This window comes from Nocardioides epinepheli, from assembly GCF_037936805.1.
Lineage (GTDB): Bacteria > Actinomycetota > Actinomycetes > Propionibacteriales > Nocardioidaceae > Nocardioides.
The window spans coordinates 1-25,420 of sequence record NZ_JBBMMC010000017.1; the positions used below are offsets into that span (position 1 = coordinate 1).

The 25,420-nt window shown below is 70.9% G+C and carries 17 protein-coding genes; 12 read left to right on the forward strand and 5 right to left on the reverse strand.

All coding sequences use genetic code 11. From position 1 onward, the window contains the following. Window positions 1-155: 155 nt before the first annotated feature. Together WMR31_RS19270 and WMR31_RS19275 are read left to right on the forward strand one after the other, a co-directional pair. A complete protein-coding gene (locus WMR31_RS19270) occupies window positions 156-1,877 on the forward strand; it encodes an ABC transporter ATP-binding protein (protein WP_340540516.1) in 1,722 nt (573 codons plus the stop codon). Continuing rightward, complete coding sequence (locus WMR31_RS19275) at window positions 1,874-3,619, forward strand: ABC transporter ATP-binding protein (protein WP_340540517.1); 1,746 nt, start codon at window positions 1,874-1,876, stop codon at window positions 3,617-3,619. The genes WMR31_RS19270 and WMR31_RS19275 overlap by 4 nt, the downstream gene beginning before the upstream one ends. A gap of 16 nt (window positions 3,620-3,635) precedes the next feature. On the opposite strand, the gene npdG is transcribed toward WMR31_RS19275, so the two are convergent. After that, window positions 3,636-4,304, reverse strand: a complete 669-nt coding sequence (npdG, locus tag WMR31_RS19280; protein ID WP_340540518.1) for an NADPH-dependent F420 reductase — start codon at window positions 4,302-4,304, stop codon at window positions 3,636-3,638. 147 nt (window positions 4,305-4,451) lie between these two features. Between npdG and WMR31_RS19285 the strand changes: the two genes are divergently transcribed. Further along, window positions 4,452-5,480 carry an LLM class F420-dependent oxidoreductase gene (locus tag WMR31_RS19285; RefSeq protein WP_340540519.1) on the forward strand — a complete coding sequence of 343 codons (1,029 nt, stop codon included), beginning with the start codon at window positions 4,452-4,454 and terminating at the stop codon, window positions 5,478-5,480. A gap of 3 nt (window positions 5,481-5,483) precedes the next feature. Beyond that, a complete protein-coding gene (locus WMR31_RS19290; RefSeq protein ID WP_340540520.1) occupies window positions 5,484-6,632 on the forward strand; it encodes an acyl-CoA dehydrogenase family protein in 1,149 nt (382 codons plus the stop codon). Between the two features lie 3 nt (window positions 6,633-6,635). Here the strand turns inward: WMR31_RS19290 and WMR31_RS19295 are convergent, their stop codons facing one another. Then, entirely contained in the window at window positions 6,636-8,180 is a 1,545-nt protein-coding gene (locus WMR31_RS19295; RefSeq protein WP_340540521.1) for an acyl-CoA synthetase, read from the reverse strand. Between the two features lie 134 nt (window positions 8,181-8,314). Here WMR31_RS19295 and WMR31_RS19300 point away from each other — a divergent pair, with 134 nt between their 5' ends. The 5 genes from WMR31_RS19300 to WMR31_RS19320 all read left to right on the forward strand — a co-directional run bounded on the left by WMR31_RS19300 (window position 8,315) and on the right by WMR31_RS19320 (window position 15,051). After that, a complete protein-coding gene (locus WMR31_RS19300) occupies window positions 8,315-10,510 on the forward strand; it encodes an MMPL family transporter (RefSeq protein ID WP_340540522.1) in 2,196 nt (731 codons plus the stop codon). A gap of 87 nt (window positions 10,511-10,597) precedes the next feature. Continuing rightward, window positions 10,598-13,144 carry a bifunctional FO biosynthesis protein CofGH gene (locus tag WMR31_RS19305; protein ID WP_340540523.1) on the forward strand — a complete coding sequence of 849 codons (2,547 nt, stop codon included), beginning with the start codon at window positions 10,598-10,600 and terminating at the stop codon, window positions 13,142-13,144. A 132-nt stretch (window positions 13,145-13,276) separates the two neighbouring features. Continuing rightward, the gene (locus WMR31_RS19310) at window positions 13,277-13,432 is read left to right on the forward strand and encodes a GPGG-motif small membrane protein (RefSeq protein WP_340540524.1); all 156 of its coding nucleotides are present in this window, start codon (window positions 13,277-13,279) and stop codon (window positions 13,430-13,432) included. Between the two features lie 192 nt (window positions 13,433-13,624). Then, complete coding sequence (locus WMR31_RS19315) at window positions 13,625-14,167, forward strand: RNA polymerase sigma factor (RefSeq protein WP_340540525.1); 543 nt, start codon at window positions 13,625-13,627, stop codon at window positions 14,165-14,167. Continuing rightward, window positions 14,164-15,051, forward strand: a complete 888-nt coding sequence (locus WMR31_RS19320; RefSeq protein WP_340540526.1) for a hypothetical protein — start codon at window positions 14,164-14,166, stop codon at window positions 15,049-15,051. The genes WMR31_RS19315 and WMR31_RS19320 overlap by 4 nt, the downstream gene beginning before the upstream one ends. 22 nt (window positions 15,052-15,073) lie before the next feature. Here the strand turns inward: WMR31_RS19320 and guaA are convergent, their stop codons facing one another. The 3 genes from guaA to WMR31_RS19335 form a co-directional block, all read right to left on the reverse strand. After that, entirely contained in the window at window positions 15,074-16,648 is a 1,575-nt protein-coding gene (gene guaA / locus WMR31_RS19325) for a glutamine-hydrolyzing GMP synthase (RefSeq protein ID WP_340540527.1), read from the reverse strand. A 153-nt stretch (window positions 16,649-16,801) separates the two neighbouring features. Further along, complete coding sequence (locus WMR31_RS19330; RefSeq protein ID WP_340540528.1) at window positions 16,802-18,544, reverse strand: GMC oxidoreductase; 1,743 nt, start codon at window positions 18,542-18,544, stop codon at window positions 16,802-16,804. Then, entirely contained in the window at window positions 18,541-20,163 is a 1,623-nt protein-coding gene (locus WMR31_RS19335) for a succinic semialdehyde dehydrogenase (protein ID WP_340540529.1), read from the reverse strand. Before WMR31_RS19335 ends, WMR31_RS19330 begins: the two co-directional genes overlap by 4 nt. Window positions 20,164-20,346: 183 nt before the next feature. Here WMR31_RS19335 and WMR31_RS19340 point away from each other — a divergent pair, with 183 nt between their 5' ends. From WMR31_RS19340 to WMR31_RS19350, 3 genes are all read left to right on the forward strand, one after another. Continuing rightward, window positions 20,347-21,903 carry a sulfatase-like hydrolase/transferase gene (locus tag WMR31_RS19340; protein WP_340540530.1) on the forward strand — a complete coding sequence of 519 codons (1,557 nt, stop codon included), beginning with the start codon at window positions 20,347-20,349 and terminating at the stop codon, window positions 21,901-21,903. Window positions 21,904-21,935: 32 nt separating this feature from the next. Next, window positions 21,936-23,564: an acyl-CoA dehydrogenase family protein gene (locus WMR31_RS19345; protein ID WP_340540531.1), complete on the forward strand. Its 1,629-nt coding sequence runs from the start codon at window positions 21,936-21,938 to the stop codon at window positions 23,562-23,564. Window positions 23,565-24,200: 636 nt separating this feature from the next. Further along, a complete protein-coding gene (locus WMR31_RS19350; RefSeq protein ID WP_340540532.1) occupies window positions 24,201-25,415 on the forward strand; it encodes an HNH endonuclease signature motif containing protein in 1,215 nt (404 codons plus the stop codon). The last annotated feature ends 5 nt before the right edge of the window (window positions 25,416-25,420 follow it).

The following is a 25,420-nucleotide window of genomic DNA, read 5'->3' on the forward strand; positions in this document are numbered from 1 at the left end:
ACACACCGAACACGCGGAAAGGCCCTCTACCCACCCCGCCACGCCGAGCTGTCACCAACCTCCCTACCCACAACAGCTGGCGCTCGCTTGCTCAACCTCCGGCCACAGGCGATAACGGTTCGCTCCCGAGGCCTCGGACTCTCTAATGTCTGCGGGTGCGACATCTGCCCCTCGACCATCCCGGCACGGCCGACCACCGCTCGCCGATGCGGTTCTTGTGGTGGCTGGCCAAGGGGCAGTGGAAGACGCTGCTGGGCGGGATGATCTTCGGGATCATCTGGATGAGCTGCCAGGCCGTGATGCCGGCGGTCATCGGCCGGGCCATCGACGACGGCGTCGCCGCGCGTGACCGGTCGGCGTTGCTCGGGCTGGCCGGCGTCATGCTCGCGGTCGGGGTGGTGCAGGCGGCCAGCGGGATCCAGCGGCACCGGTTCGCGGTCACCAACTGGCTCACCGCCGCCTACCGCACCGTCCAGCTCACCGGACGCCACACCGTGCACCTGGGTGGCACCCTGCCGCGGAAGGTCTCCACCGGCGAGGTGGTCGCGATCGGCAACAGCGACATCTCGCACCTGGGCCAGGTCATGGACGTCACCGCGCGGTTCTCCGGCGCCGTCGTCTCGTTCGTGCTGGTCGCGGTCATCCTGCTCCAGACCTCGGTGACGCTCGGCCTCGTCGTGCTCATCGGGGTGCCCGCGCTGGTGCTGCTGGTCGGCCCGCTGCTCTCGCCGCTCCAGCGCCGCAGCGCCGCCCAGCGCGAGCTGACCGGACGCCTGTCGAACACCGCCACCGACATCGTGAGCGGACTGCGCGTCCTGCGCGGCATCGGCGGCGAGCAGGTGTTCCTGGCGCGCTACCGGCGCGAGTCGCAGGAGACCCGGCAGGCCGGCGTGGCGGTCGCGAAGCTCCAGTCGATGCTCGATGCGCTCCAGGTGTTCCTGCCTGGACTGTTCGTGGTGATCGTGGTCTGGCTCGGCGCCAGGTACGCCGTCACCGGAAGGATCAGCGCGGGCGAGCTGGTCGCGTTCTACGGGTACTCGGCGTTCTTGATGATCCCGCTGCGCACCGCCACCGAGTTCGCCAACAAGGTGATCCGCGCGAAGGTGTCCGCGGCGCGGGTGTGCCGCCTTCTCGTCCTCGAGCCGGACGTCGACGACCCGACCGATCCGCGCACCCCGCCGCCTGCCGGGGCCGAGCTCTCCGATGCCCGCAGCGGTCTGCGGGTCCGGCCCGGCAGCCTCACCGCGATCGTCAGCGAGCCCTCGGAGGAGTCCGCGGCCCTGGCCGACCGCCTGGGCCTGTGCGCCGCGGAGGTCGACGACGACGTCACCCTCGGCGGCGTCCCTCTCACCGCGCTGCGTCGCGAGGACGTGCGACGCCGCATCGTGGTCTCCGACACCGGGAGCACGCTGTTCTCCGGACGGCTCGGCGACCGACTCGACGTCGCCGGCGGCGACAGCGCTGCGCGGGTCCTCCGGGCCCTCGAGACGGCCTCGGCCGACGACATCCTCGAGGCGCTGCCCGACGGCCTGGACGCGACGGTCACCGAGCGCGGCCGCAGCTTCTCCGGCGGCCAGCGCCAACGGCTCATCCTGGCCCGGGCGCTCGCCGCCGACCCCGAGATCCTCGTGCTGGTCGAGCCGACCTCGGCGGTGGACGCGCACACCGAGTCGCGGATCGCCGCCCGTCTGCGCGAGCACCGGGCGGGCCGCACCACGATCGTGACCACGAGCAGCCCGCTCATGCTCGACGCCGCCGACGAGGTCGTCTTCCTGCGCGAGGGTCGCGTCGTGGCCACCGGCACCCACGCCGACCTGATGCACCACGAGCCCGCCTATCGCGCCGTGGTCACGCGGGAGGAGGTGACGGCGTCGTGAGCGACACCCTGCTGCCCGTCGCCGAGGGCAACTCGATGCGCACCTATGCCCTCGACCTGGCCCGGCGGCACCCGCGACTGCTGTGGAGCGCGCTGGTCCTGCACGTCCTGGCGGCGGTCGCCGGTCTCGCGGCGCCGCGCCTGCTCGGCGACCTCGTCGAGGCCGTGGAACAGGGCAGCACGGTCGGCCACGTCGATCGGGTGATCCTGCTCCTCGCGGGCTTCCTCGTCCTCCAGACGATCCTCACCCGCTACGCGCGCTACATAAGCCAGGTGCTCGGTGAGCAGGTGCTCGCCGAGCTGCGCGAGGACTTCGTGGCCAACTCGCTCGCCCTGCCGGTCGGAGTCGTCGAGTCGGCCGGATCGGGCGACCTGCTCACCCGCACCAGTCGCGACGTCGAGCAGCTCGGCTGGTCGGTGCGGTGGGCCCTGCCGGAGTGGACCATCGCGGTGGTCACCGCGATCCTCACCTTCGCGGCCGCGGTGTCGGTCGGCTGGTGGGTGGCGCTGCCCTGCCTGTTCGGCGTGCCGCCCCTGGTGTTCGGGCTGCGCTGGTACCTCCGGCGGGCCAAGGACGGCTACCTGCGCGAGTCCGCGTCGTACTCCCAGATCAACGCGACCCTCACCGAGACCGTCGAGGGCGCCCGCACCGTCGAGGCCCTCGGACTGGGTCGCGAGCGGATCACCGCGATCGACGCCGACATCGCCGACTCCTACGCGGCCGAGCGGTACACGCTCTATCTGCGCACGGTGTTCTTCCCGGTAATGGACCTGAGCTACCTGGTGCCCACCGTGCTGACCCTGCTCTTCGGCGGCTACCTCTACACCCAGGGCAGCGTGTCGCTCGGCGACGTCACTGCCGCGGTGCTCTACGTCCAGATGCTCATCGACCCGGTCGACCGGGTGGTGGCGATCCTCGACGAGCTCCAGATCGGTGCCGCCTCGCTCGCCCGGCTGCTCGGCGTCGCACAGGTGCCCGACGACCGCGAGGTCAGCGGCCGCGAGCCGGGCGGCGAGGACCTCGTCGCCGACGACGTCCGATTCTCCTACGTCGAGGGCCGCGACGTGCTGCACGGGGTCGACCTCGACGTCGGGGTCGGCGAGCGGGTCGCGATGGTGGGCCCGTCCGGAGCCGGGAAGTCGACGCTTGGTCGCCTGCTGGCCGGCATCCATCCGCCGCGTACCGGGGCGGTCACCGTCGGCGGGGTCGGACTGGTCGAGCTGCCGCTGGACGACCTGCGCGGCCACGTGGCCCTGGTGACCCAGGAGCACCACGTCTTCGTCGGCACCCTGCGCGAGAACCTCGCCCTGGCCGCCCCCGAGGAGGCCACCGACGACGACCTGCGAGCAGCACTCGACGCCGTCGACGCACTCGACTGGGCGTTGGCGCTCCCCCAGGGTCTCGACACCGAGGTGGGGTCCGGGGGGCACACGCTGCACGCCGCCCAGGCCCAGCAGATCGCGCTGGCCCGGCTCGTGCTCGCCGACCCGCACACGCTGGTGCTCGATGAGGCGACCTCGCTGATCGACCCGCGCGCGGCCCGGCACCTGGAGCGCTCGCTCGCCGGCGTGCTCGAGGGCCGTACGGTGATCGCGATCGCCCACCGGCTGTTCTCGGCGCACGACGCCGACCGGGTCGCCGTTGTCGAGGACGGCGTGATCTCCGAGCTCGGCTCGCACGACGAGCTCGTCGCCGCCGACGGCTCGTACGCCGCCCTGTGGCGCAGCTGGAACGGGGAGTGAGGAGCCAGCCTCGAGGCTAGAGCCCCGAGATCCGCACCCCGGCGTGCGTCTTGTACTTGCGGTTGATCGAGATGAGCACGGCGGTGAACGGCTCGAGCTGGCGGGCCAGCCGCAGCTTGCCGGCGTCGATCCCGCGGCGCCCGGTGACCGACTCGGCCAGGTCCATGGCGACCTCCTTGGCCTCCACGACGTCGCCGACGACGAGGACGTCCTCGTCGAGGTAGTCGTCATCGCCCCACAGCAGCACCGCGGAGACGTTGTGGAAGGCACCGACGACGGTGGCCTCGGGGGCGAGCTCCTGCGCCGACTCGGCGGCCGATCCCTCGCCACCGTTGACGATCCGGCCGTGGGCACCGCGCTTGTCGAAGGCCAGCGGGTTGACGCACGAGATCACGGTCTTGCCCGCGAGCGGCAGCGCGGCGACGAGCTCGTCGTGGCCGTCGTAGGGCACGGCGAGCAGGACGACGTCGGCCTGGGCCACGGCGTCGGCGTTCGCCGCGCCACTCACCTCGCCGGCACCCTCGACGCCGCTCAGTCGCTCGGTCACCTCGGCGGCGACCGGCACGGCCTTCTCCGCCGACCGGGAGCCGATCACCACATCGTGCCCGTGTTTGGCGAAGCGGTAGCCGAGCCCCTTGCCCTGAGGTCCGGTGCCGCCGATCACGGCGATGCGGTGCTGGGTCACGGGAGTTCCTCTCGACGGATTGCTTGGGTGTGCCTGTCTATCGGGCGCGTGCGGATCACGCCAGCGTGATCCGCACCACAGTCGCGGCGAGCGCGCCTTGGGCTATCGTGACACCAACACTGTCACAGTCGCTCGCGAGGAGTCCCGATGAAGCTGAGCACGATGCTGATGTACGACGGCAACCCCCGCGCGGCAGCCGACCAGGTGGTCGCCCTGGAGAAGGCCGGGCTCGACCTGGTGTGGGTCGCCGAGGCCTACGGCTTCGACTCCCCCACGCTGATGGGCTACCTGGCCGCGAAGACCGACACGATCGAGATCGGCTCCGGCATCCTCAACGTCTTCTCCCGCACCCCCGGCGCCCTGCTCCAGACCGCCGCCGGCCTCGACAACGTCTCGGCAGGACGCGCCGTCATCGGGCTGGGCGCCTCCGGGCCGCAGGTGATCGAGGGCTTCCACGGACTCCCCTACGCCCGGCCGCTGGGCCGCACCCGCGAGGTCATCGACATCCTGCGTCAGGGCCTGCGTCGCGAGCCGTTGGAGCACAGCGGACGCGACTTCACCCTGCCACTGCCTGCCGACCAGGGCCTCGGCCTGGGCAAGCCGCTCAAGCTGCTCACCCGCCCGGAGCGTCCCGAGGTCCCGATCTGGGTCGCGGCCCTCGGCGACAAGAACGTCGCGATGACCGCCGAGATCGCCGACGGCTGGATCCCCCACCTCTTCTACCCCGAGAAGGCCCAGCAGGTCTGGGGCGAATCGCTGGCGGCCGGGGCGGCCAAGCGCTCGGCCGACCTCGGGCCGCTCCAGATCACCGCGGGCGGACTGCTCGCCGTCGGCGACGACGTCAAGGGGATGCTCGACCTGGCCCGTCCGATGTATGCCCTCTACGTCGGCGGGATGGGCGCGAAGGGCAAGAACTTCTACAACGACCTCGCCTGCGCCTACGGCTACGAGGAGGAGGCCACCAAGATCCAGGACCTCTACCTCTCGGGCAAGAAGAAGGAGGCCGAGGCGCTGGTGCCCACCGAGTGGCTGGAGGCCGGAAACCTCGTCGGACCGGAGTCGTATGTGAAGGAGCGGATCGAGGCCTTCCGCGAGTCGGGGGTCAGTCATCTCCAGGTGATGCCGGCCGCCGAGGATCCGGCCGCGCTGATCGCCCGGGTCAAGGAGTGGGTCTGACCGATGCCGGAGACGCCGTCGATCTACGAGCAGGAGCACGAGGACTTCCGCGCCACCGCGCGCGCGTTCCTGGAGCGTGAGGTGGTGCCGCACCACGAGCAGTGGGAGAAGGACGGCCAGGTCGACCGCGAGGTCTGGCGCAAGGCCGGCGAGCAGGGCCTGCTCTGCTTCGACGTCGAGGAGCAGTACGGCGGCCCAGGGATCCACGACTTCCGGTACCACACGGTGCTGGCCGAGGAGATCACCCGAGTCGGCGCGAGCGGACTCGGCTTCGGCGTCCACACCGACATCATCGTGCCCTACCTCAGCGCCCTGGGCACCGAGGAGCAGAAGCAGCGCTGGCTCCCGGGACTGGTCAGCGGTGAGCTGATCTCGGCGATCGCGATGACCGAGCCCGGAGCCGGGTCCGACCTCCAGGGCGTGCGCACCTCCGCGGTCGACCGCGGCGACCACTACCTGCTCAACGGCTCGAAGACCTTCATCTCCAACGGCATCCTCAGCGACCTGGTGATCGTGGTGTGCCGCACCGACCCCGACGCCGGCCACCAGGGCATCAGTCTGCTCGTCGTCGAGCGCGGGATGCCCGGGTTCGAGCGCGGTCGCAACCTCGACAAGATGGGCCTGAAGGCCCAAGACACCGCCGAGCTGTTCTTCCACGACGTCGAGGTGCCCAAGGAGAACCTCCTCGGCGAGGAGGGCCAGGGCTTCATCTACCTGATGCAGAACCTGCCGCAGGAGCGGATCTCGATCGCCGCCATCGCGGTCGCGGCGATGGAGCAGATCATGGCGATGTGCCTCGACTACGCCAAGCAGCGCCAGGCCTTCGGCCGCCCGATCGGGAAGTTCCAGCACAACCGGTTCCTGCTGGCCGAGATGGCCACCGAGGTCCACATCGCCCGCCTCTTCGTCAACGACTGCATCCTCAAGCTCAACGCCGGCGAGGTCGACACCGCGCTGGCCTCGATGGCCAAGTGGTGGACCACCGAGCTGCAGACGAAGTTCGCCGACCGCGGCGTCCAGCTGCACGGCGGCTACGGCTACATGAGCGAGTACCCGATCTCCAAGGCGTTCACCGACTCGCGCATCCAGACCATCTACGGCGGCACCACCGAGGTCCAGAAGGAGATCATCGGGCGCTCCCTCGGCCTGTGAGGCTCAGGTGGCGGGGGTGGCGGGCGCGACGTAGTCGGCCTTGAGCTTGCCCTTCACCATCTTCCCCGTCGGCGTGCGAGGCAGCTCGTCGCGGAAGTAGATCTCCCTCGGCACCTTGTAGTGCGCCATCCGCTCGCGGGCATAGGAGGTCAGCTCGTCGGCGAGATCCTCGGTGCCGGGGACGGCGGGCTGCACGTAGGCCACGACCCGCTCGCCCATCTCGTCGTCGGGCACCCCGATCACACCGATGTCGATCACCGCCGGGTGCAGGCTGAACAGGTCCTCGATCTCCTGCGGATAGATGTTCACCCCGCCGCTGATGATCATGAACGCCGACCGGTCGGTGAGGTAGAGGTAGCCCGCGTCGTCGAGATAGCCGAGGTCGCCGATCGCGGTCCAGTTCGGATGCCGCGGATGCTGGGTGGCGGCGGTCTTGTCGGGATCCTTGTGGTACTCGAAGGGCGCACCGTCGAACTCGGTGCGCTCGAAGTAGATGGTGCCCACGGTGCCGGCGGGCACCTCGTTGCCGTCCCCGTCGCAGATGTGCGGGACGCCGATGAGCGGCACCCCCACCGAGCCGGGGCGCTCGAGCCACTGCTCGCTGGAGATCATCGTGCCGCCGTTGGCCTCCGTGGAGGCGTAGTACTCGTTGACGATCGGACCGAGCCAGTCGATCATCCGGTGCTTCACCTCGACCGGGCACGGTGCCGCGGCGTGCACCACGCAGCGCAGCGACGACACGTCGGCACCCTCGCGGACGGCCTCGGGCAGCTTGAGCAGACGCACGAACATCGTCGGCACCATCTGGGTGTGGGTCACGCCGTAGCGCTCGATCGCGGCCAGGCAGGCCTCGGCGTCGAACCGCTCCATCATCACCAGGGTGCCGCCAAGCGCGTGCACGACGCCCCCGAAGCGCAACGGCGCCGCGTGGTAGACCGGTGCGGGCGAGAGGTAGACCGTCGACTCGTCGAAGCCGTACAGGCCGCCGAAGATCGTCACGTACTTGTAGCCCGGCTCGTCGACCGCGTGCTCGGGCAGCGGCAGCTTGATGCCCTTGGGGCGTCCGGTGGTGCCGGAGGAGTAGAGCAGGTCGTCGCCGTGACGCTGCTCGGCGAGCGGCTCGGCGCCGGCATCGCGCAGCGCGGCCTCGTAGTCGCCGAAGCCGTCGACGTGGCCTCCGTAGGCGAGGCGCCGGTCGACGTCGACGTCGAGCCGGGACACGAGGTCGGCCTTGGCGGCCGAGACGATGAGTGCCTTGGCATCGCAGTCACCGACGATATAGGACACCTCGTCGGGCGCGAGGTGATGGTTCACGGCCGTGATGTAGAGGCCCGAGCGCAGGGCTGCCCAGTAGACCTCGTAGGCCTCGGGTGTGTTGTCGCTGACGAGGGCGACGACGTCGCCCTCGCGCAGCCCGGCACCGCGTAGCCAGTTCGCCAGCCGCAGGCTGCGCTCGTCGAGCTCGGCGTAGGTGAGCATGCGGCCGGAGCCGGCCATGATCAGCGCGGGCCTGTCGGGCGTCGTCCGGGCCCAGGTACCGGGATACATGTCCCGACTCTGTCAGGACCCGCGTCCGGGTTCCAGATCCGATCGGCGACGGCCGATGAGAACCGGCCACGGCGACCGTCTATCAGGGTGATCCCCGATACCGCAGGGGGCCGAGCGCGAGGAGAGTCGTCATCATGCATCGTCGGATCGCACGGCGCCTGACCGGGCGCGTGTCGAAGTGGGTCGTGCTCGTCGTCGTGCTGGTGGCAACGGCCGGGATGGGCGCGTTCAGCAGCAAGCTCACCGAGGTCCAGAACAACGAGGCGTCCTCGTGGCTGCCCGGGTCGGCGGAGTCCACCAAGGTCGCGAACGAGCTCGCCGACACCCTCGACCCCGACGAGATCCCGACCCTCGTCGTCTACGAGCGCGGCTCCGGCCTCACCGCCGACGATCTCGCGACGATCGCCGCCCAGGCGCACGAGCTCGCCGGTGTCGACGGCCTCACCGAGGAGTCGGCGGCCCAGCTCTCGGGACCGCAGCCGCCGGTCGTCGTCTCCGAGGACGGCCAGGCGGCGTTCGTGCCCTTCGTCTTCGACTTCGGCCCCGACGGCTGGACCAAGATCCCCGACGCCGCGAAGGAGGTCCGTGCGATCGCCCAGCTCGACGGCGCCTCGGTGCACCTGGCCGGTTACGGCGGACAGGCGGCCGATGCCGCCGAGGCATTCGAGGGCATCGACGGCGCGCTCCTGCTGACCGCCCTCGGCGTCGTCGTGGTGATCCTGCTGTTCACCTACCGCAGCCCGGTGCTGTGGATCCTGCCGATCCTCAGCGCGGTGGTGGCGTACACGATCTCCGGGGGCGTCGTCTACCTCCTGGCCAAGTACGCCGACCTGACCGTCAACGGTCAGAGTCAGGCCATCTTGGGCATCCTGGTGATCGGCGCGGGCACCGACTACGCGCTCCTGCTCGTGGCTCGCTACCGCGAGGAGCTGCGCCGTCACGAGGATCGCCATGAGGCGATGGCCTTCGCCCTGCACCGCGCCGCTCCCGCGATCCTCGCCAGCGCCGCGACGGTGGTCGTGGGACTGCTGTGCCTGGTGTTCGCCGAGCTGAACTCCACCGCCGGCCTCGGACCGGTGCTGGCGGTCGGCGTCGCCGTCACGTTCTTGGTGATGGTCACCCTGCTCCCGGCGATGCTGGTGATCTGCGGGCGCTGGCTGTTCTGGCCCAAGCGGCCGACCTACCGCAGCCCGGAGCCCACCCGCACGGGATTCTGGTCGCGGGTCGGCCGGCGGATCGCGCCGCGTCCGCGGCTGGTCTGGGTGGTCACCGCCGGCCTGCTGCTCATCGCCTGCCTGGGCGTGCTCAAGCTCGACACCGGCGGGCTGGCGACCGAGGACAGCTACACCAAGCGGCTCGACTCCATCCAGGGTCAGCAGGTGCTCGTCGACCACGGCTTGCAGGACACGTCGAACACGATCCAGGTCGTGGCGAACACCGACCGGATCGCCGAGGTGGCCCAGGCCCTCACCGGCGTCGACGGCCTGGGGCAGCCCGGCGACCCGCAGCCGATCTCCGACCAGCGCTCCTACCTCGAGGCGACGATCGGTCACGACAGCGCCTCGCCGGAGGCCGCCGACACCGTCCTGGCCGCCCGCGACGCCGTCCATGGGGTGTCAGGTGCCGACGCGATGGTCGGCGGCGGGTCGGCGTTCTACGTCGACACCAAGGTCGCCTCGGAGCGAGACAACAAGGTCATCATCCCGATCGTGCTGCTCGTGGTGTTCCTGATCCTGGTCGGGCTGCTCCGGTCGCTGGTTGCCCCGCTGCTGCTGATGGGCACCGTGGTGCTCTCCTTCGGTGCCGCGCTCGGCATCTCGGCGATGATCTTCGACTACGTCCTCCCGCTCGTCTTCGACCAGTGGCCCGACGGCGCCGACGTCGATCCGGGGTTCCCGCTGTTCGCCTTCGTGTTCCTCGTGGCGCTGGGCATCGACTACAACATCTTCCTGATGACCAGGGTCCGGGAGGAGACCGCCGACCGCGGCACCCGCCGCGGCACCTTGGTGGCGCTGTCCTCCACCGGCGGTGTGATCACCTCCGCCGGCCTGGTGCTGGCCGCGACGTTCCTCGTGCTCGGCACCATCCCGGTCGTGTTCCTCGCCGAGATCGGCATCGCGGTGGCCCTCGGCGTCCTGCTCGACACGATGATCGTCCGCTCGGTGCTGGTCACCGCCTTGAACCTCGATCTGGGTGGGAAGATCTGGTGGCCCAGCCGCCTCGACACCGCCAACGCCCCCCTCGACCCGCACACCCTCGGCACCGAGGACGACGCGACGACCCCCACCGACGACATCGACCCCGACCCCGCGCTGACCCGTCCGCTATAGCTGACGGGTCAGCGAGAAATGGGCGGTCGGGTGTCATCGGGTGGGCGGCGCGCCGGTTCGCTACGGAGCGTGGCTACCGTGAGGACAGTGAGCACCACGCAGGATCCGAACACCGCCCCCGAGGCGCCCCCCACACCCCAGCAGGTACGACGCGCACTGGCCCGTGCCGAGCGCGGTGCGCGGCTCGACGTCGCCGAGGCCGCGGTGCTGCTGGCCGCCACCGGGGAGGACCTCGACCGGCTGACCGCGGCGGCCGCGCGGGTGCGCGACGCGGGCCTGGCCGCGGCCGGCCGTGCTGGCGTCGTCACCTACTCGCCGAAGGTGTTCATCCCGGTCACCCGGCTGTGCCGCGACCGGTGCCACTACTGCACCTTCGTGGAGACGCCGGCCCAGGCCGCGCGGGAGGGTCGATCGCCGTACCTCTCACCCGACGAGATCCTCGAGATCGCCGCGCAGGGGGCCACGCTCGGCTGCCTGGAGGCGCTGTTCACCCTCGGCGACCGGCCCGAGGAGCGCTGGCCCGAGGCACGCGCATGGCTCGACGAGCAGGGCTACGACTCCACCCTCGCCTACGTGCGCGCCATGGCGATCCGGGTGCTGGAGGAGACCGGACTGCTCCCCCACCTCAACCCCGGCGTCATGTCGTGGGAGGAGCTCAACCGGCTCAAGCCCGTCTCCCCCTCGCTCGGCATGATGCTCGAGACGACGTCCACCCGGCTCTTCGAGACCAAGGGCGCGGCCCACTTCGGGTCGCCCGACAAGGACCCGGCGGTGCGACTGCGCGTCCTCGAGGACGCCGGACGCCTCTCGATCCCGTTCACCACCGGGCTTCTGGTGGGGATCGGAGAGACCCTCGCCGAGCGCGCCGAGACGATCGTGGCGCTGCGGAAGGTGTCGACGCAGTACGGCTCGGTCCAGGAGGTGATCGTCCAGAACTTCCGCGCCAAGCCGGACACCGCGATGCGACACACCGACGACCTCGGGCTGGACGAGTACCGGGCAGCGATCGCGGTGACGCGGCTCGTGCTCGGCCCGAAGGCCCGCGTACAGGCGCCGCCCAACCTGGTCGACCTGGCCGAGTGCCGGGCGCTTCTCGACGCCGGCGTGGACGACTGGGGCGGGGTGTCCCCGCTCACGCCCGACCACGTGAACCCCGAACGCCCCTGGCCGAGCCTGGAGCGGCTGACAGCGATCAGCGCCGAGTGCGGGTTCACGCTGAAGGCCCGCCTGACCGTGCACCCCGAGTTCGTCCGCGCCGGCGAGCCGTGGCTCGATCCACGGGTCGCGACCCACGTCGCGGCGCTCGCCACCGACGACGGTCTCGCCCGGCCCGGCGTCCGGCCGGTCGGCCTTCCCTGGCAGGAGCCCGACGGCGGGCTGGACTCCACCGGGCGCACCGACCTCCACTCGGCCGTCGACGTCGAGGGGCGAACCGAGGATCGGCGCTCGGACTTCGCCGACGTCTACGGCGACTGGGACGCCGTACGCGAGGCCGCGCGAGACTCCGGCGCACCCGCAGTGCTGCATGCCGAGGGCCGCGAGGCGCTGGCCGCGGCGGAGACCGACCCCGGAGGGCTGTCCGACGAGCACGCTCTCACGCTGATGACCGCAGAGGGCCCGCTGCTGGACCAGGTCTGCCGCCTCGCCGACGACCTGCGCCGCGACACCGTCGGCGACGACGTCACCTACGTCGTGAACCGCAACATCAACTTCACCAACGTCTGCTACGTCGGGTGCCGGTTCTGTGCCTTCGCCCAGCGACGCACCGACACCGATGCCTACTCGCTCTCTCTCGACGAGGTCGCCGATCGGGCCGCGGAGGCCTGGGACCTCGGCGCCACCGAGGTCTGCATGCAGGGCGGCATCGATCCCGAGCTCCCGGCCACCGCCTACTTCGACCTCGTGACCGCGGTGAAGCAGCGGGTGCCGGACATGCACGTGCACGCCTTCTCCCCGATGGAGATCGTCAACGGCACCGCGCGCACCGGCCTCTCCGTCGAGGACTTCCTCATCAAGGCTCGCGAGTCCGGGCTCGGCTCGCTTCCCGGGACCGCCGCGGAGATCCTCGACGACGACGTCCGCTGGATCCTCACCAAGGGCAAGCTCCCCACCCGCACCTGGATCGAGATCGTGAGCACCGCTCACCGGCTTGGGATCCCGACCACCTCGACCATGATGTACGGCCACGTCGACAACCCGCGGCACTGGGTCAACCACCTGCGCGTGCTCTCCGGCGTCCAGGACACGGCCCTGGATGCGGGCGGAACCGGATTCACCGAGTTCGTGCCGCTGCCGTTCATCCACACCTCCGCACCGATCTACCTCGCCGGCGTGGCCCGCCCCGGACCCACGATGCGCGACAACCTCGCCGTCCACGCGCTCGCCCGGATCCTGCTCCACGGCCGCATCGACAACATCCAGACCAGCTGGGTCAAGCTCGGCACCGACGGCACCCGAGCCATGCTCCGCTCCGGCGCCAACGACCTCGGCGGCACCCTCATGGAGGAGACGATCTCCCGCATGGCCGGCTCCCAGCACGGCTCGGCGAAGACCGTCGCGGAGCTCGTCGAGATCGGTGAGGGAATCGGCCGCCCCGTGGTCGAGCGCACCACGCTGTACGACAGGTCACACTGAACGTTCGAATAGAACCGGGCAACGCACCCCCGGGGGTGAGGTCGGCGCTGCTCGCACACGAAAGGCTCGGGGTTGCCCGAAAGTCGGGCGACGGTTCCCGCGACCCGGGACCTTGTTTCGAAGGAGCACACCATGGGCTTCCTCTTGTGGATCCTTGCCGTGATCCTGGTGATCTTCGGCGTTGTTCAACTCATTCAGGGCCAGATCCTCCTCGGCATCATCTGCATCATCGTCGGTCTGGCCGTCGGGCCCGGCGGATGGACCATCTTCAACAAGCGGAACGCATAACCGCATCCTTCGAGAGGGACGTCCGGGTCGTCCGCTCGCTCGGGCTGTTCTAGCTTCGTAGTCCCACCCAGGTTCCATTCCGATGGGCCCATGCTCTCCCCCTTGAGCATGGGCCTATCGGCATTTCGGGGCACCTCCCGAGCAACCTCGCATCGTGCCGCTCCCGTTCTATGGGCGACGAAGGGAGAGTAGATGGCACCGGCACACGAGGCGGACTTCGAGGAGTTCGTCGCCGCGCACGGCCGATCCTTGCGCCGCACGGCGTACCTGATGTGCGGCGACTGGGCACGAGCAGAGGACGCCACCCAGGAGGCGCTGCTCGCGCTCTATCGCCGCTGGCCGCGGGTGACCAGACACGGCGGGAACGTGCGGGCCTACGCCCACCGGGCGGTCACCACCGCGGTGATCGACCAGTCTCGGCGTCCGTGGCGCCGGGAGGTGTCGGCCGACGTCGTCCCCGACGGCTCGGTAACGACAGGCGGGTCGGTCGATCACGACCCGATGGCCGCCACCGACCGCCGGTTGGCCGTGCTCTCGGCGCTGCGGCTGCTGCCCGAGCGCCGACGGGCCTGCCTGGTGCTGCGCTACTTCTCCCAGCTGTCGGTCGAGGAGACCGCCGACCTCCTCGGCATCACCACCGGCACGGTCAAGAGCCAGACCGCACGGGCTCTGGACCAGGTGCGAGCCGCTCTGCTCGACGCCGGACTCGACATCGAACTGGAGGAGACCCCATGAACGACCGCATTCCCGACCTGCTCGACCTCGCCGCGGACGACGAGGGCCGTCCGCTCGGCTTCACCCCTGCCGATCTCTCGGCTCGGGGTCGCCGCGCCCGGCGTCGTCGTACCGCCCTGATCGGCGGTGGTGTCGCGGCCGCCGTGGTGGCCGCCAGCGTCGGCACCACCCTGCTGGTGCAGAACGACCACGACGGACCGGGCCCCGATCACTCCTCCGTCGCCCCGGCGGAGACACCGACGGGCGCCACCGACCCTGACCCGACTCCGCCGCCGACATCCCCGAGCGCGGAACTGCCGCCGCAGGAGCAGGCGATCGTCGACCAGTGCCTCGACCTGCTGCCCGCCGCCGATGCGCGCGAAGCTGCCGACTGGAGCCTGGACGCCTACCTCACCGACCAGGCCGGCTTCACCGCGACCTTGGTCGCCGGCGACGCCACGAAGTATGTACGGTGCCAGGTCTCGAAGGGACCTGTCGCAGACGGCCTGAACGAGGCCATCGTCATCAAGTTCCGCGGCAAGACTCCCGTCCAGGCTCAGCTGCCCTGGTTCAACACCCTGGAATGGGCCCAGTGGTGCAGCCCGGGCGAGGGAGCCGTCTGCTCCGAGGAGCTCTTCTACGGAGCCGGTCAGCTCTGGGGCGACTCGACCAAGGTGGTCGCCGACGGCCCCGACGGCACCAACGTGAATGCCGAGGTCGGTGAGCACACCTGGGTCATCCGGCATCGCGAGGAGCGCGTCGAGGCCAACCGTCCGGACAACGACATGCAGGCTCTTCCTTCGATGCCGGTCCGGTTCACCGGGCCCAGCGGCGAGGTGGCCAGCTTCGACTTCTTCCCACCGCAGGTCCTCCCCGAGAGCTGCCCGGACGACGGCGGCTGCTGACCCTGGCCCTCCGGCGCCGTCGTCACTCCCACTCGATGGTGCCGGGGGGCTTGGAGGTGACGTCGAGGGTGACCCGGTTGACCTCGGCGACCTCGTTGGTGATGCGGGTCGAGATCCGCTCCAGCAGGTCGTAGGGCAGTCGCGCCCAGTCGGCGGTCATCGCGTCCTCGGAGGTGACCGGCCGCAGCACGACCGGGTGCCCGTAGGTGCGCCCGTCGCCCTGCACGCCCACCGAGCGGACGTCGGCGAGCAGCACCACCGGCATCTGCCAGATGTCGCGATCGAGGCCGGCGCGGGTCAGCTCCTCGCGAGCGATCGCGTCGGCTCGGCGCAGGATGTCGAGCCGGTCGCGGGTGACCTCGCCGATGATCCGGATGCCCAGCCCAGGCCCGGGGAACGGCTGGCGCCACACCATCGTGCTCGGCAGGCCGAGCTGCTCGCCGACGGCGCGGACCTCGTCCTTGAACAGGGTCCGCAGCGGCTCGACGAGCTCGAAGTTGAGGTCGTCGGGCAGGCCGCCGACGTTGTGGTGGGACTTGATGTTCGACGTGCCGGCGCCGCCGCCGGACTCCACGACGTCGGGGTACAGGGTGCCCTGGACCAGGTAGGCGGTCTCCCCGGCGCCGGCGTCGCCGAAGACGCGGGTCTCGGCCGCCTCGAAGGTGCGGATGAACTCGCGGCCGATGATCTTGCGCTTCTCCTCGGGGTCGCTGACCCCGGCCAGCGCGTCGAGGAACTGCCCGGAGGCGTCGACGACGTCGAGGACGTCGAAGACCTCCTCGAAGTCGTGGCGGACCTGCTCGGTCTCGCCCTGGCGCATCATCCCGTGATCGACGTAGACGCAGGTGAGGCGGTCGCCGATCGCGCGCTGCACGATGGCCGCGGCCACGGCGGAGTCGACACCGCCCGACAGCGCGCAGATCGCGCGCCCCTCGCCGATCTGCTCGCGGATGGAGGCGACCTGCTCCTCGACGATGTTGAGCATGGTCCAGGTCTGCCGGCAGCCGGCGATGTCGTGCAGGAAGTGCTCGAGCACCTGCTGCCCGTGCTCGCTGTGCAGCACCTCGGGGTGCCACTGCACCCCGGCCATCCGCCGCTCCAGGGACTCGAAGGCAGCCACCGGCGTCGTCGCGGTGGAGGCCAGCACGTCGAAGCCCTCGGGAGCGGCGACCACCGAGTCGCCGTGCGACATCCAGACCGTGTGCTGGGCCGGGACGTCGGCGAGCAGCGTGCCGGGGGCGCTGACCGTCACCGGCGTCCGGCCGTACTCTCGCGCGCCGGTGGCGGCGACCTCGCCGCCGAGGCCCTGAGCCATCAGCTGGAAGCCGTAGCACATGCCGAAGACCGGGATCCCCGCCTCGAGGAGGGCCCGGTCGAGCGCCGGTGCGCCGTCGGCGTAGACCGAGGACGGCCCTCCGGACAGGATGATCGCCTTCGGGTTCCGGGCCAGCATCTCCTCCACCGGCACGTGGTGGGCCACGATCTCGGAGTAGACCCGTGCCTCGCGCACTCGCCGGGCGATCAGCTGCGCGTACTGCGCCCCGAAGTCGACAACGAGGACCAGATCATGCGCGGGGTCGTGCGCGGGCGCCGTCATGACGCCAGCCTATCGACGTCCGCGCCTCCTCTGACCGGCCACCCGTCGTCCGCACTTACTGCGGACATTTGCGATAGTCCCGGGCGTTTGGGTTGTCTTTCGGGTCGATTCGCAACCCGAACGGCCGGGACTATCCCACCCTGCCGGCCGGCCTCAGCCGTCGGACGAGGGACGTCGGGAGGTGATGTCGACGATCGGCAGCCGCAGCGCGCCGGGGGCGTCGGCGGGGACGACGGGCGCGTGCGGGGCCACCGGGGCGATCCGGCGGTAGTCGTCCCCGAGGGCCGGGCGCGGGTCGGGCTCGCCCTTGTTGGGCCACAGCGCCATGGCCCGCTCGGCCTGCGCGGTGATGGTCAGCGACGGGTTGACCCCGAGGTTCGCCGAGATCGCCGAGCCGTCGGCGACGTGCAGGCCAGGGTGGCCGAAGACGCGTTGATAGGCGTCGACGACACCGGTGCCCGGATCGGTGCCGATGGCGCAGCCGCCGATGAAGTGGGCGGTGAGCGGCATGTGGAACGGCTCCCCGATGTTTCCGCCCGGCGTGCCGTCGATGAGGCCGGCCACCCGGCGGACGGCGTCGTTGCCGACCGGGATCCACGTCGGGTTGGGCGAGCCGTGGCCCTGGCGCGAGGTCATCCGCCAGCCGAGCAGACCACGCTTGCCGAAGGTGGTGATCGAGTTGTCGTGGCTCTGCATCACCAGCGCGATCACCGCGCGCTCCGACCAGTGCTTGAGGTCGTAGATCTCGCGCAGGTCGCGGCGCTGGCGCCACAGCGCACGCAGCCAGGTGCGCCAGCGCGGGACGTCGGCCTCCTCGTCGGTGAGCACGGTCTGCATCAACGCCATCGCGTTGAACCCGCGGCCGTAGCGCACCGGCTCGATGTGGGTGTGCTCGTCGGGGTAGAAGCTCGAGGTGATCGCGACCCCGCGCGAGAAGTCGACGCCGGAGTCGCGCGGCGCGATCGCGCCGAGGATCGACTCGGAGTTGGTGCGCGAGAGGTGGCCGAGCCGCGCGGAGAGCCTGGGCAGGTGGCCCTCGTCCTTCATCCGGTGCAGCAGCTTCTGGGTGCCGAGCGAGGCGGCGGCGAAGACCACCTGGTCGGCGGTGAGGGTGCGGGTGGTCCGGACGGAGGCGCGCCGCGCCTTGGTGAAGCGGACCGCGACCTCGTAGCCGCCACCGTCCTCCTCGCCCCGCGGGCTGACCCGGGTGACGGTGGTGAGCGGCAGCACCTTGGCGCCGCGCTTCTCCGCCAGGTGCAGGTAGTTCTTCACCAGCGTGTTCTTGGCGTTGTGGCGGCAGCCCGACATGCACTCGCCGCAGTTCAGACAGGCATTGCGCGCGGGCCCCTCGCCGCCGAAGAACGGGTCCTCGACCGACTCCCCCGGCTGCTGACCCGGCCCGCCGAAGAACACCCCGACCGGCGTGGGCCGGAAGGTGTCGCCGACGTCGAGGTCGGTGGCGACCTTCTCCATGACGTCGTCCGACGGCGTCCGCACCGGGTTCTCGACGACGCCCAGCATCCGCTTGGCCTGGTCGTAGTAGGGCGCGAGCTCCTCGCGCCAGTCGGTGATGGAGGCCCACTGCGGGTCGTCGTAGAACGCCGGGAGCGGCTCGTAGAGCGTGTTGGCATAGACGAGCGAGCCTCCGCCCACCCCGGCGCCGGCGAGGATGAGGGTGTCGTGGACGGCATCGATGCGCTGGATGCCATAACAGCCGAGCGCGGGCGCCCACAGGTAATGCTTGAGGTCGAAGGTGCCGGAGGAGAAGTCGTCGTCGGCGAGCCGCGGCCCCGCCTCCAGGACGCCGACGCGGTAGCCCTTCTCGGTCAGCCGGAGCGCCGCGACCGAGCCGCCGAATCCCGACCCGACGATCAGGACGTCGAAGTCGGCGCTCATGCGCGACCGAGCCTCTTCATCACCCGCAGGTTCGCGGTCATCAGCTTGGCGTAGGCCTCCTCCGACATCCCGAGCATCGGAGCGAACCGGAGGAGACGCTGGGTCGCGACCGTCTGCGGCTCGGTGTAGCGCAGGATGCCTTCGCGGCTCTGACGGCGCCCCAGCCCCGAGCTGCGCATGCCGCCCATCGGGGCGTCGAGGCTGGCGAAGCTGGCCGCGAACGCCTCGTTGATGTTCACCGAGCCGCACTTGATGTGGCGCGCCAGTGAGCGGGCGCGGGCGCCGTCGTGGCTGAAGATCGCGGCGTTCAGGCCGTAGTCGCCCTCGTTCGCGCGGGCGACGGCGTCGGCCTCGTCGTGGAAGCGGTAGAGCGAGACGACGGGCCCGAAGGTCTCGTGGGCGAAGCACGCCATCTCCGGGGTGACGCCCTCGAGGATCGTCGGCTCGACGTAGTAGGGGCCGAGGTCGGGACGCGCGCGACCGCCGGCGAGCACCCGCGCGCCGTGCGCGACGGCGTCGTCGATGTGGGCCATCACCCGGTCGAGCTGGGCCTGGCTGACCAGGGTGCCCATGTCGTTGCCCCAGTCGAGGGTCGCGCCGAGGGTCATCGCCTCGGTGCGCGCGACGAAGCGCTCGACGAACCGGTCGTAGACCTGGTCGGCCACGAAGATCCGCTCGGTCGAGACGCAGAGCTGACCGGCATTGGAGAACGACGCTCGGACGGCGCCCTCCGCGGCGCGCTCGAGGTCGGCGTCGCGCAACACCAGCAGCGGGTTCTTGCCGCCGAGCTCGAGCGAGCAGCCGATCAGCCGCTCGGCGCACTGGCCGGCGATCACCCGGCCGGTCGCGGTGGATCCGGTGAAGCAGACGTAGTCGGCGCCCTCGATGAGCGGCGGGCCGATCTCGGGTCCGGGGCCCGCGACGACCTGCCACAGGTCCTCGGGGAATCCGGCCTCGTCGAGGAGTCGGGCGCCGAGCAGCGCCGAGAGCATCGTCTGCTCGTCGGGCTTGGCGACCACGGCGTTCCCGGCGAGCAGCGCGGGCAGTCCGTCGCACAGCGCCATCGTGAACGGGTAGTTCCACGGCGAGATGATGCCGACCACGCCCTTGGGCACCTGGTTCACCTCGACCCGGGTCAGGCCGGGGACGACGCCGCCGCGCCGCTCGGTGCCGAGGAAGCGCTCGGCGGTGCGGGCGTAGTAGCGCGCGGTGAGCGCGATGTGGAGCGGCTCGTCGAAGGCGTGCTTGCGGGCCTTCCCGGACTCCAGCACGATCAGGTCGATGATCTCGGCCTGCCGGTCGAGGATCAGGTCGTGCAGGCGCAGCATCGCCGCGGCACGTGTCTCGACCGGGACTCGGGCCCAGGCGGCCTGTGCCCGCCGCGCGCGGACGTAGGCCTCGGCGACGTCGGCCGGGGTCGAGGCCGGGATGTGAGCCAGCGGGGCGCCGTCGATCGGGCTGTTGACCGCGAAGGTCCTTCCGGAGGAGGCCTGGAGTCGCGAGGTCAGGCGATCGACGTAGCCGCGGTCCAGGACGTAGGCCGCGCTGGGGTCGTGCTCGGGATCGGCCGGTCCCCCGAGAAGTGGACCGCCGGGCTGGGGGTTCGCAGATCCGCTCATGGATCGAGCGTAGGTGACGGACGACACGCTTGCTACTGGTCGGTCACTTTCTCGTTCCCGGGTCCCACGATCAGGGCTTTCTTGGACCGGGGTGGTTCACTTCCGCGCGTGCCCCAGCACCAGCCGCCCGCCCCACCCCCGACCCCGTCGTCGGGGCCTTCAGGGGACGGCCGCGGTGATCGGGTGGCGCTCGCGACGCTGGTGATCGTCGTCGTCCTGGCGGTCGGGATGCTCGCCGCGAACGTCGTGAGCAAGCGTCACGACGCCGAGGCCGCACCCGCGCCGGGCACGGGCGCAGGGGCCTCCCCGTCGGCGTCCGATGCGCCGTCGATCCCGGCGGTGGACCCCGGTGACGGCACGGCGGGCACGACCACCGCCCAGAACGCGATCGTGTTCCTGGTCGACGACATGCACGACTTCTCGTGCGAGGAGGCCGACCTCTACCTGCCGCGCAGCAGTCCGTGGCTGCGCGAGCACGGCACCTGCTACGAGAACGCGACGACCTCGACCCCGGTGTGCTGTCCCGCGCGCGCCCAGCTCCAGACCGGCCAGTACTCCCACAACAACCGGGTGATCAGCCAGAAGGCGGCGCACCGGCTCACCGTGCGCGACACCGTCCAGCACGATCTCGGGCAGGCGCGGATCGCGACCTACGGCATCGGCAAGAACCTCAACGGGGTCCGGCCCAGCAGCTACTACGGACGGCATCCGCTCTCGACCGGCTTCCAGCGCTTCAACTTCTGGAACTCCTACAAGGGCCGGCCGGGCAAGTTCCAGCTCTACGAGGACGACGGGACGCGATACCGCCCGCGCGACGGCCTCACCTCGACCGAGACCAGCGGCCGCTACCTGAACGCCTACCTGGACGAGAAGCTCGCCTCCGGGGAGCGGTTCTTCATCTACAACGCCACCTTCGCCCCGCACAAGCAGGGCGCCCGGTTCGCCCCCCGCCACATGCCGCCCGTCGCACGCGAGCACCGCGACGACCCGGTGCCGCCCTTCCGGTACTCCCCCGAGCGCGACGCTCGCGACAAGCTGCCGATCTTCCGGCGCGCCCACCAGTCGCGGGCCTACTACGAGGGCCTGTTCGCGGCTCGCGCACGCTCCCTGCGCTCGGTCGACGACCAGATCGCCGAGACCTTCCAACGGCTCCAGGACGCCGGCGTCCTCGACCGGACCGCGGTGTTCTTCGTCAGCGACAACGGATACACCGACCAGGGCGAGGTGAACTGGGAGGGCAAGTCGATCCCCTACCCGGCCGCGATGAACGTGCCGCTGCTCGCCTACTACCCCGGTCGCGCGGCCGCCGTCGACACCCGCGACGTGAACCTCGTCGACGTGACCGCCACGCTCTACGACGTCCTCGACGTCGCCCCCGGCCACCTGCTCGACGGGCACTCGCTGCTCGGCGACCACGACCGCAAGGTGGTGTACGGCGAGTTCTACGCCGAGTCCAACGGGCTGGTGCGCCAGGAGTCCGGGCGCCGGACCACCAACCTGCGCTCGTGGCGGATGGTGCGCCGCGACGGCCTCTCCTACGTCGAGTGGTACGGCAAGAACGGCGGCATCATCTTCCGCGAGTTCTATGCCGACCCGGGCATGACCCGCAACCTGCTCTTCCACCGGCGCGACCCGGAAGCGCCCACGAAGGCGACGGTCCTCGAGTTCAAGCGGCTGCTCCACCGCTACGGCACCTGCCAGGGCACCGTCGAGCAGGGCACCCCGCATCCGTGCTCGTGATCCAGTTCGCAGCCACCTGAGACAGTTGAGGCGTGCAGACCCACGACGTCACCAACCAGGCACCGCCGCTCGTCGGACACGACACCGCCGATGACCCGGCATTGCTCGACGCACTCGAACGAGAGGGCGCGGGATGGGCGGTGGACGAGGTGCACGAGCTCGGCCGGCTGGCCGGCACCGAGGAGGCGCAGTCGTGGGGGCGCCTGGCCGAGCGGGTGCCGCCGGTACTGCACACCCACGACCGGTTCGGCCATCGGGTCGACGAGGTCGAGTACGTCCCGGCCTACCACTCGCTGATGTCCACCGCCGTCGAGCACGGCCTGCACGCGACGCCCTGGGTCGACCAGCGTCCCGGCGCCCACGTCGCCCGGGCGGCGAAGTTCCTGGTGTGGAACGTCGATGCCGGGCACGGCTGTCCCATCTCGATGACCTATGCCGTGGTGCCCGCCCTGCGCGCCGCACCCGATCTCGCGGCCGTCTACGAGCCGCTGCTGGCCTCGACGACCTACGACCCCGTGCTCCGGGTGCCGACGGCGAAGGCGGGACTGACCGCGGGCATGTCGATGACCGAGAAGCAGGGCGGCTCCGACGTCCGCGCCAACACCACCGAAGCGGTCCCGCAGGCGGACGGCTCGTATCGGCTCACCGGTCACAAGTGGTTCACCTCGGCTCCGATGAGCGATCTGTTCCTCGCGCTCGCCCAAACCCCCGGCGGGCTCTCCTGCTTCCTCGTACCGCGGGTGCTGCCCGACGGCACCCGCAACCCGATGCACCTGATGCGGCTCAAGGACAAGCTCGGCAACAGGTCCAACGCCTCCTCCGAGATCGAGTACGACGGCGCCACCGGATGGCTGGTCGGCGAGGAGGGCCGCGGGGTGCGAACCATCGTCGAGATGGTGAACATGACCCGCCTCGACTGCATCCTCGGCACCTCGATGGGCATGCGCCAGGCGACCCTGCTGGCCACCCACCACGCCCGGCACCGCTCGGCGTTCGGGCGACGTCTGGTCGACCAGCCGCTGATGCGCAACGTGCTGGCCGATCTGGTGGTGGAGTCCGAGGCCGCCACCACGGTGGCGATGCGCTTGGCCGGCGCCACCGATCGCGCCGTCCGCGGAGACGGGTCGGAGGCCGCGTTCCGCCGGATGGCGCTGGCGGTCTCGAAGTACTGGGTCTGCAAGCGCGGTCCCGCCCACGCGGGCGAGGCGATGGAGTGCCTCGGCGGCAACGGCTACGTCGAGGAGTCGGGCCTGCCCCGCATCTACCGCGAGCTCCCCCTCCTCTCGATCTGGGAGGGGTCCGGCAACGTCGCCGCCCTGGACGCGCTGCGCGCGATGGCCCGCGAGCCGGAGACCGTCGAGCGCTTCCTCGCCGAGGTCGCGCTGGCCGAGGGCGCCGACCACCGTCTCGACGACGCGGTCGCCGAGGTGAAGAAGGAGCTCGCCGACACCTCCGACCTGGAGCTGCGCGCCCGCCGCGTGGTGGAGCGCCTCGCCCTCGTGCTCCAGGGCTCACTCCTGGTCCGCCACGCCCCCACCGCCGTCGCCGACGCCTTCTGCGCCACCCGCCTCGCGCGGGACTGGGGTGGCGCACTGGGAACCCTTCCCCCCGGACTCGATCTCGACGCGATCCTGGAGCGGGCCGAGGTCGGCCTGCCGTAGCGCCGGACGGCGAGCAAGTGAGCGCCGCCGCTGGAGGTCGAGCAAGCGAGCGCCGCCGCCGGAGGTCGAGCAAGCGAGCGCCGCCGCCGGAGGTCGAGCAACCGAGCGCCGCCGGAGGTTGAGCAAGCGAGCGCCAGCGAGCGCCGACGAAACCCCGGCACCCGACTGCGCGACTGTGGCGGGATCGTGCTGCGCTCGGTCGATCGGCTGACCCGAGTGGTGGGTGGCCGCGCGCGTAGTCGACCGACACCCGCCGTCAAGGATCGCCTGCGGCGCCCGCTTCGCGGCGGACTACGCCCGTCCTTGACCGCGGGTCCCGGTCGGTCGACTCATCCGGCGCGCTGCCGGCACGGGCTCCGCCCGCGCCGCCGCCTGCGCGGCCACCCCTGCTCACTCCGCCGTCGCTGATTCATCCGCGCCCGACTCGCCCGGCTCGCGTTCCCGAGGACGGTTGCGAGGTTTCGTCGGCGCGGTCCGCGCTCGTTCCTCACGCGCACCGCTTGCTCAACCTCCGAAGAAACGCCCCGCCGCCGGAGGTTGAGCAAGCGAGCGCAAGCGAGCGCCGACGAAACCCCGGCACCCCAAACCGTGCTAGAACACACTAGCGAATACGCGTCATACGAGGTAGAATCAGACATGGCCGCCACCACCAACACCGGAACCGGGCACCCGCTCGCGGTCCTGGTCGCGCGGTTCAAGAAAGACCTCGCCGGCCACGTCGACACCCCGCTGTGGAGCCTGGACGCCGACGACACCGCTGCGCTTTTGGTCGACCTGGCCGAGGTCACCGCCAGCCTCGCCGAGCTCGAGGCCCGAGCGGTGACCCAGGCGGAGGCGTTGGACCTGCCGGGCACGATCGGCGCCCGGTCGGTCAGCACGTGGCTGCGGCGGCTGGTCCCGATCACCCCCGGCCACGCGCACCGCACCACCCGCCTCGCCCACGAGCTCGCCACCTACGAGCAGACCCGGATCGCAGCGGCCGAGGGAAGGGTCCTTCCGGACCAAGCCGCGGTGATCGTCGCGGCGGTCGACGAACTCGACCCCGAGCACCGCGACCTCGCCGAGAAGCACCTCATCGCAGAAGCCGCCCATCACGACGCGAAAGCGTTGAAGCTCCTCGGCCGCCGCATCCTGGAAGTCGTCGACCCCGCTCGGGCTGACGAGCACGAAGCCCGGCTGTTGGAGGCCGAGGAAGCACGGGCCCGGAAGCAGACGTCGTTCTCGATGTACGACGACGACCAAGGCCTCACCCACGGACGGTTCACCCTGCCGGCCGCGCAAGGGTCGATGCTCCGCAAAGCCCTCACCGCGCTCGCCGCACCCAAACACGTCCGCGCCACCGACGGCGCCGGGTCCTATGACTACGCCAAGCCCACCCCGCAGAAGCTCGGGCAGGCGTTCGCCGAATACGTGGAACGGTTCCCCACCGAGAAGCTCCCCAAGGCCGGCGGGCTCAACGCCACCGTCATCGTCACCATGCAGTTGGACACCCTCCTCGGCGGACTCGAAGCAGCCCACCTCGACACCGGCATCGACATCTCACCCGGTCAGGCACGGCGGCTGGCCTGCGAGGCCGGGATCATCCCCGCCGTCCTCGGCAGCCGCAGCGAGGTCCTCGACCTCGGCCGCACAAGGCGGTTCCACAGCCCCGCGCAGCGCCACGCGATCGGCCTCGAACAACAGCACTGCCAGACACCAGGCTGCGACACCCCCGCCGCCTACTGCCACGTCCACCACACCCACTCGTGGCAGCAAGGAGGCGACACCAACACCCGAGACGCCCGACTCCACTGCCCCTTCCACCACCACCAACTCCACGCCACCGGACAAGCCCACCCGATGCGGGCCTAGACCGG

Bases quoted from the DNA above. Each gene is read 5' to 3' on its own strand.
- WMR31_RS19285 (WP_340540519.1), top strand. From the start codon at position 4,452: ATGAAGCTGAGCACGATGCTGATGTACGACGGCAACCCCCGCGCGGCA.
- WMR31_RS19290 (WP_340540520.1), top strand. From the start codon at position 5,484: ATGCCGGAGACGCCGTCGATCTACGAGCAGGAGCACGAGGACTTCCGC.
- WMR31_RS19295 (WP_340540521.1), bottom strand. From the start codon at position 8,180: ATGTATCCCGGTACCTGGGCCCGGACGACGCCCGACAGGCCCGCGCTG.
- WMR31_RS19300 (WP_340540522.1), top strand. From the start codon at position 8,315: ATGCATCGTCGGATCGCACGGCGCCTGACCGGGCGCGTGTCGAAGTGG.
- WMR31_RS19310 (WP_340540524.1), top strand. From the start codon at position 13,277: ATGGGCTTCCTCTTGTGGATCCTTGCCGTGATCCTGGTGATCTTCGGC.
- WMR31_RS19315 (WP_340540525.1), top strand. From the start codon at position 13,625: ATGGCACCGGCACACGAGGCGGACTTCGAGGAGTTCGTCGCCGCGCAC.
- WMR31_RS19320 (WP_340540526.1), top strand. From the start codon at position 14,164: ATGAACGACCGCATTCCCGACCTGCTCGACCTCGCCGCGGACGACGAG.
- guaA (WP_340540527.1), bottom strand. From the start codon at position 16,648: ATGACGGCGCCCGCGCACGACCCCGCGCATGATCTGGTCCTCGTTGTC.
- WMR31_RS19330 (WP_340540528.1), bottom strand. From the start codon at position 18,544: ATGAGCGCCGACTTCGACGTCCTGATCGTCGGGTCGGGATTCGGCGGC.
- WMR31_RS19335 (WP_340540529.1), bottom strand. From the start codon at position 20,163: ATGAGCGGATCTGCGAACCCCCAGCCCGGCGGTCCACTTCTCGGGGGA.
- WMR31_RS19350 (WP_340540532.1), top strand. From the start codon at position 24,201: ATGGCCGCCACCACCAACACCGGAACCGGGCACCCGCTCGCGGTCCTG.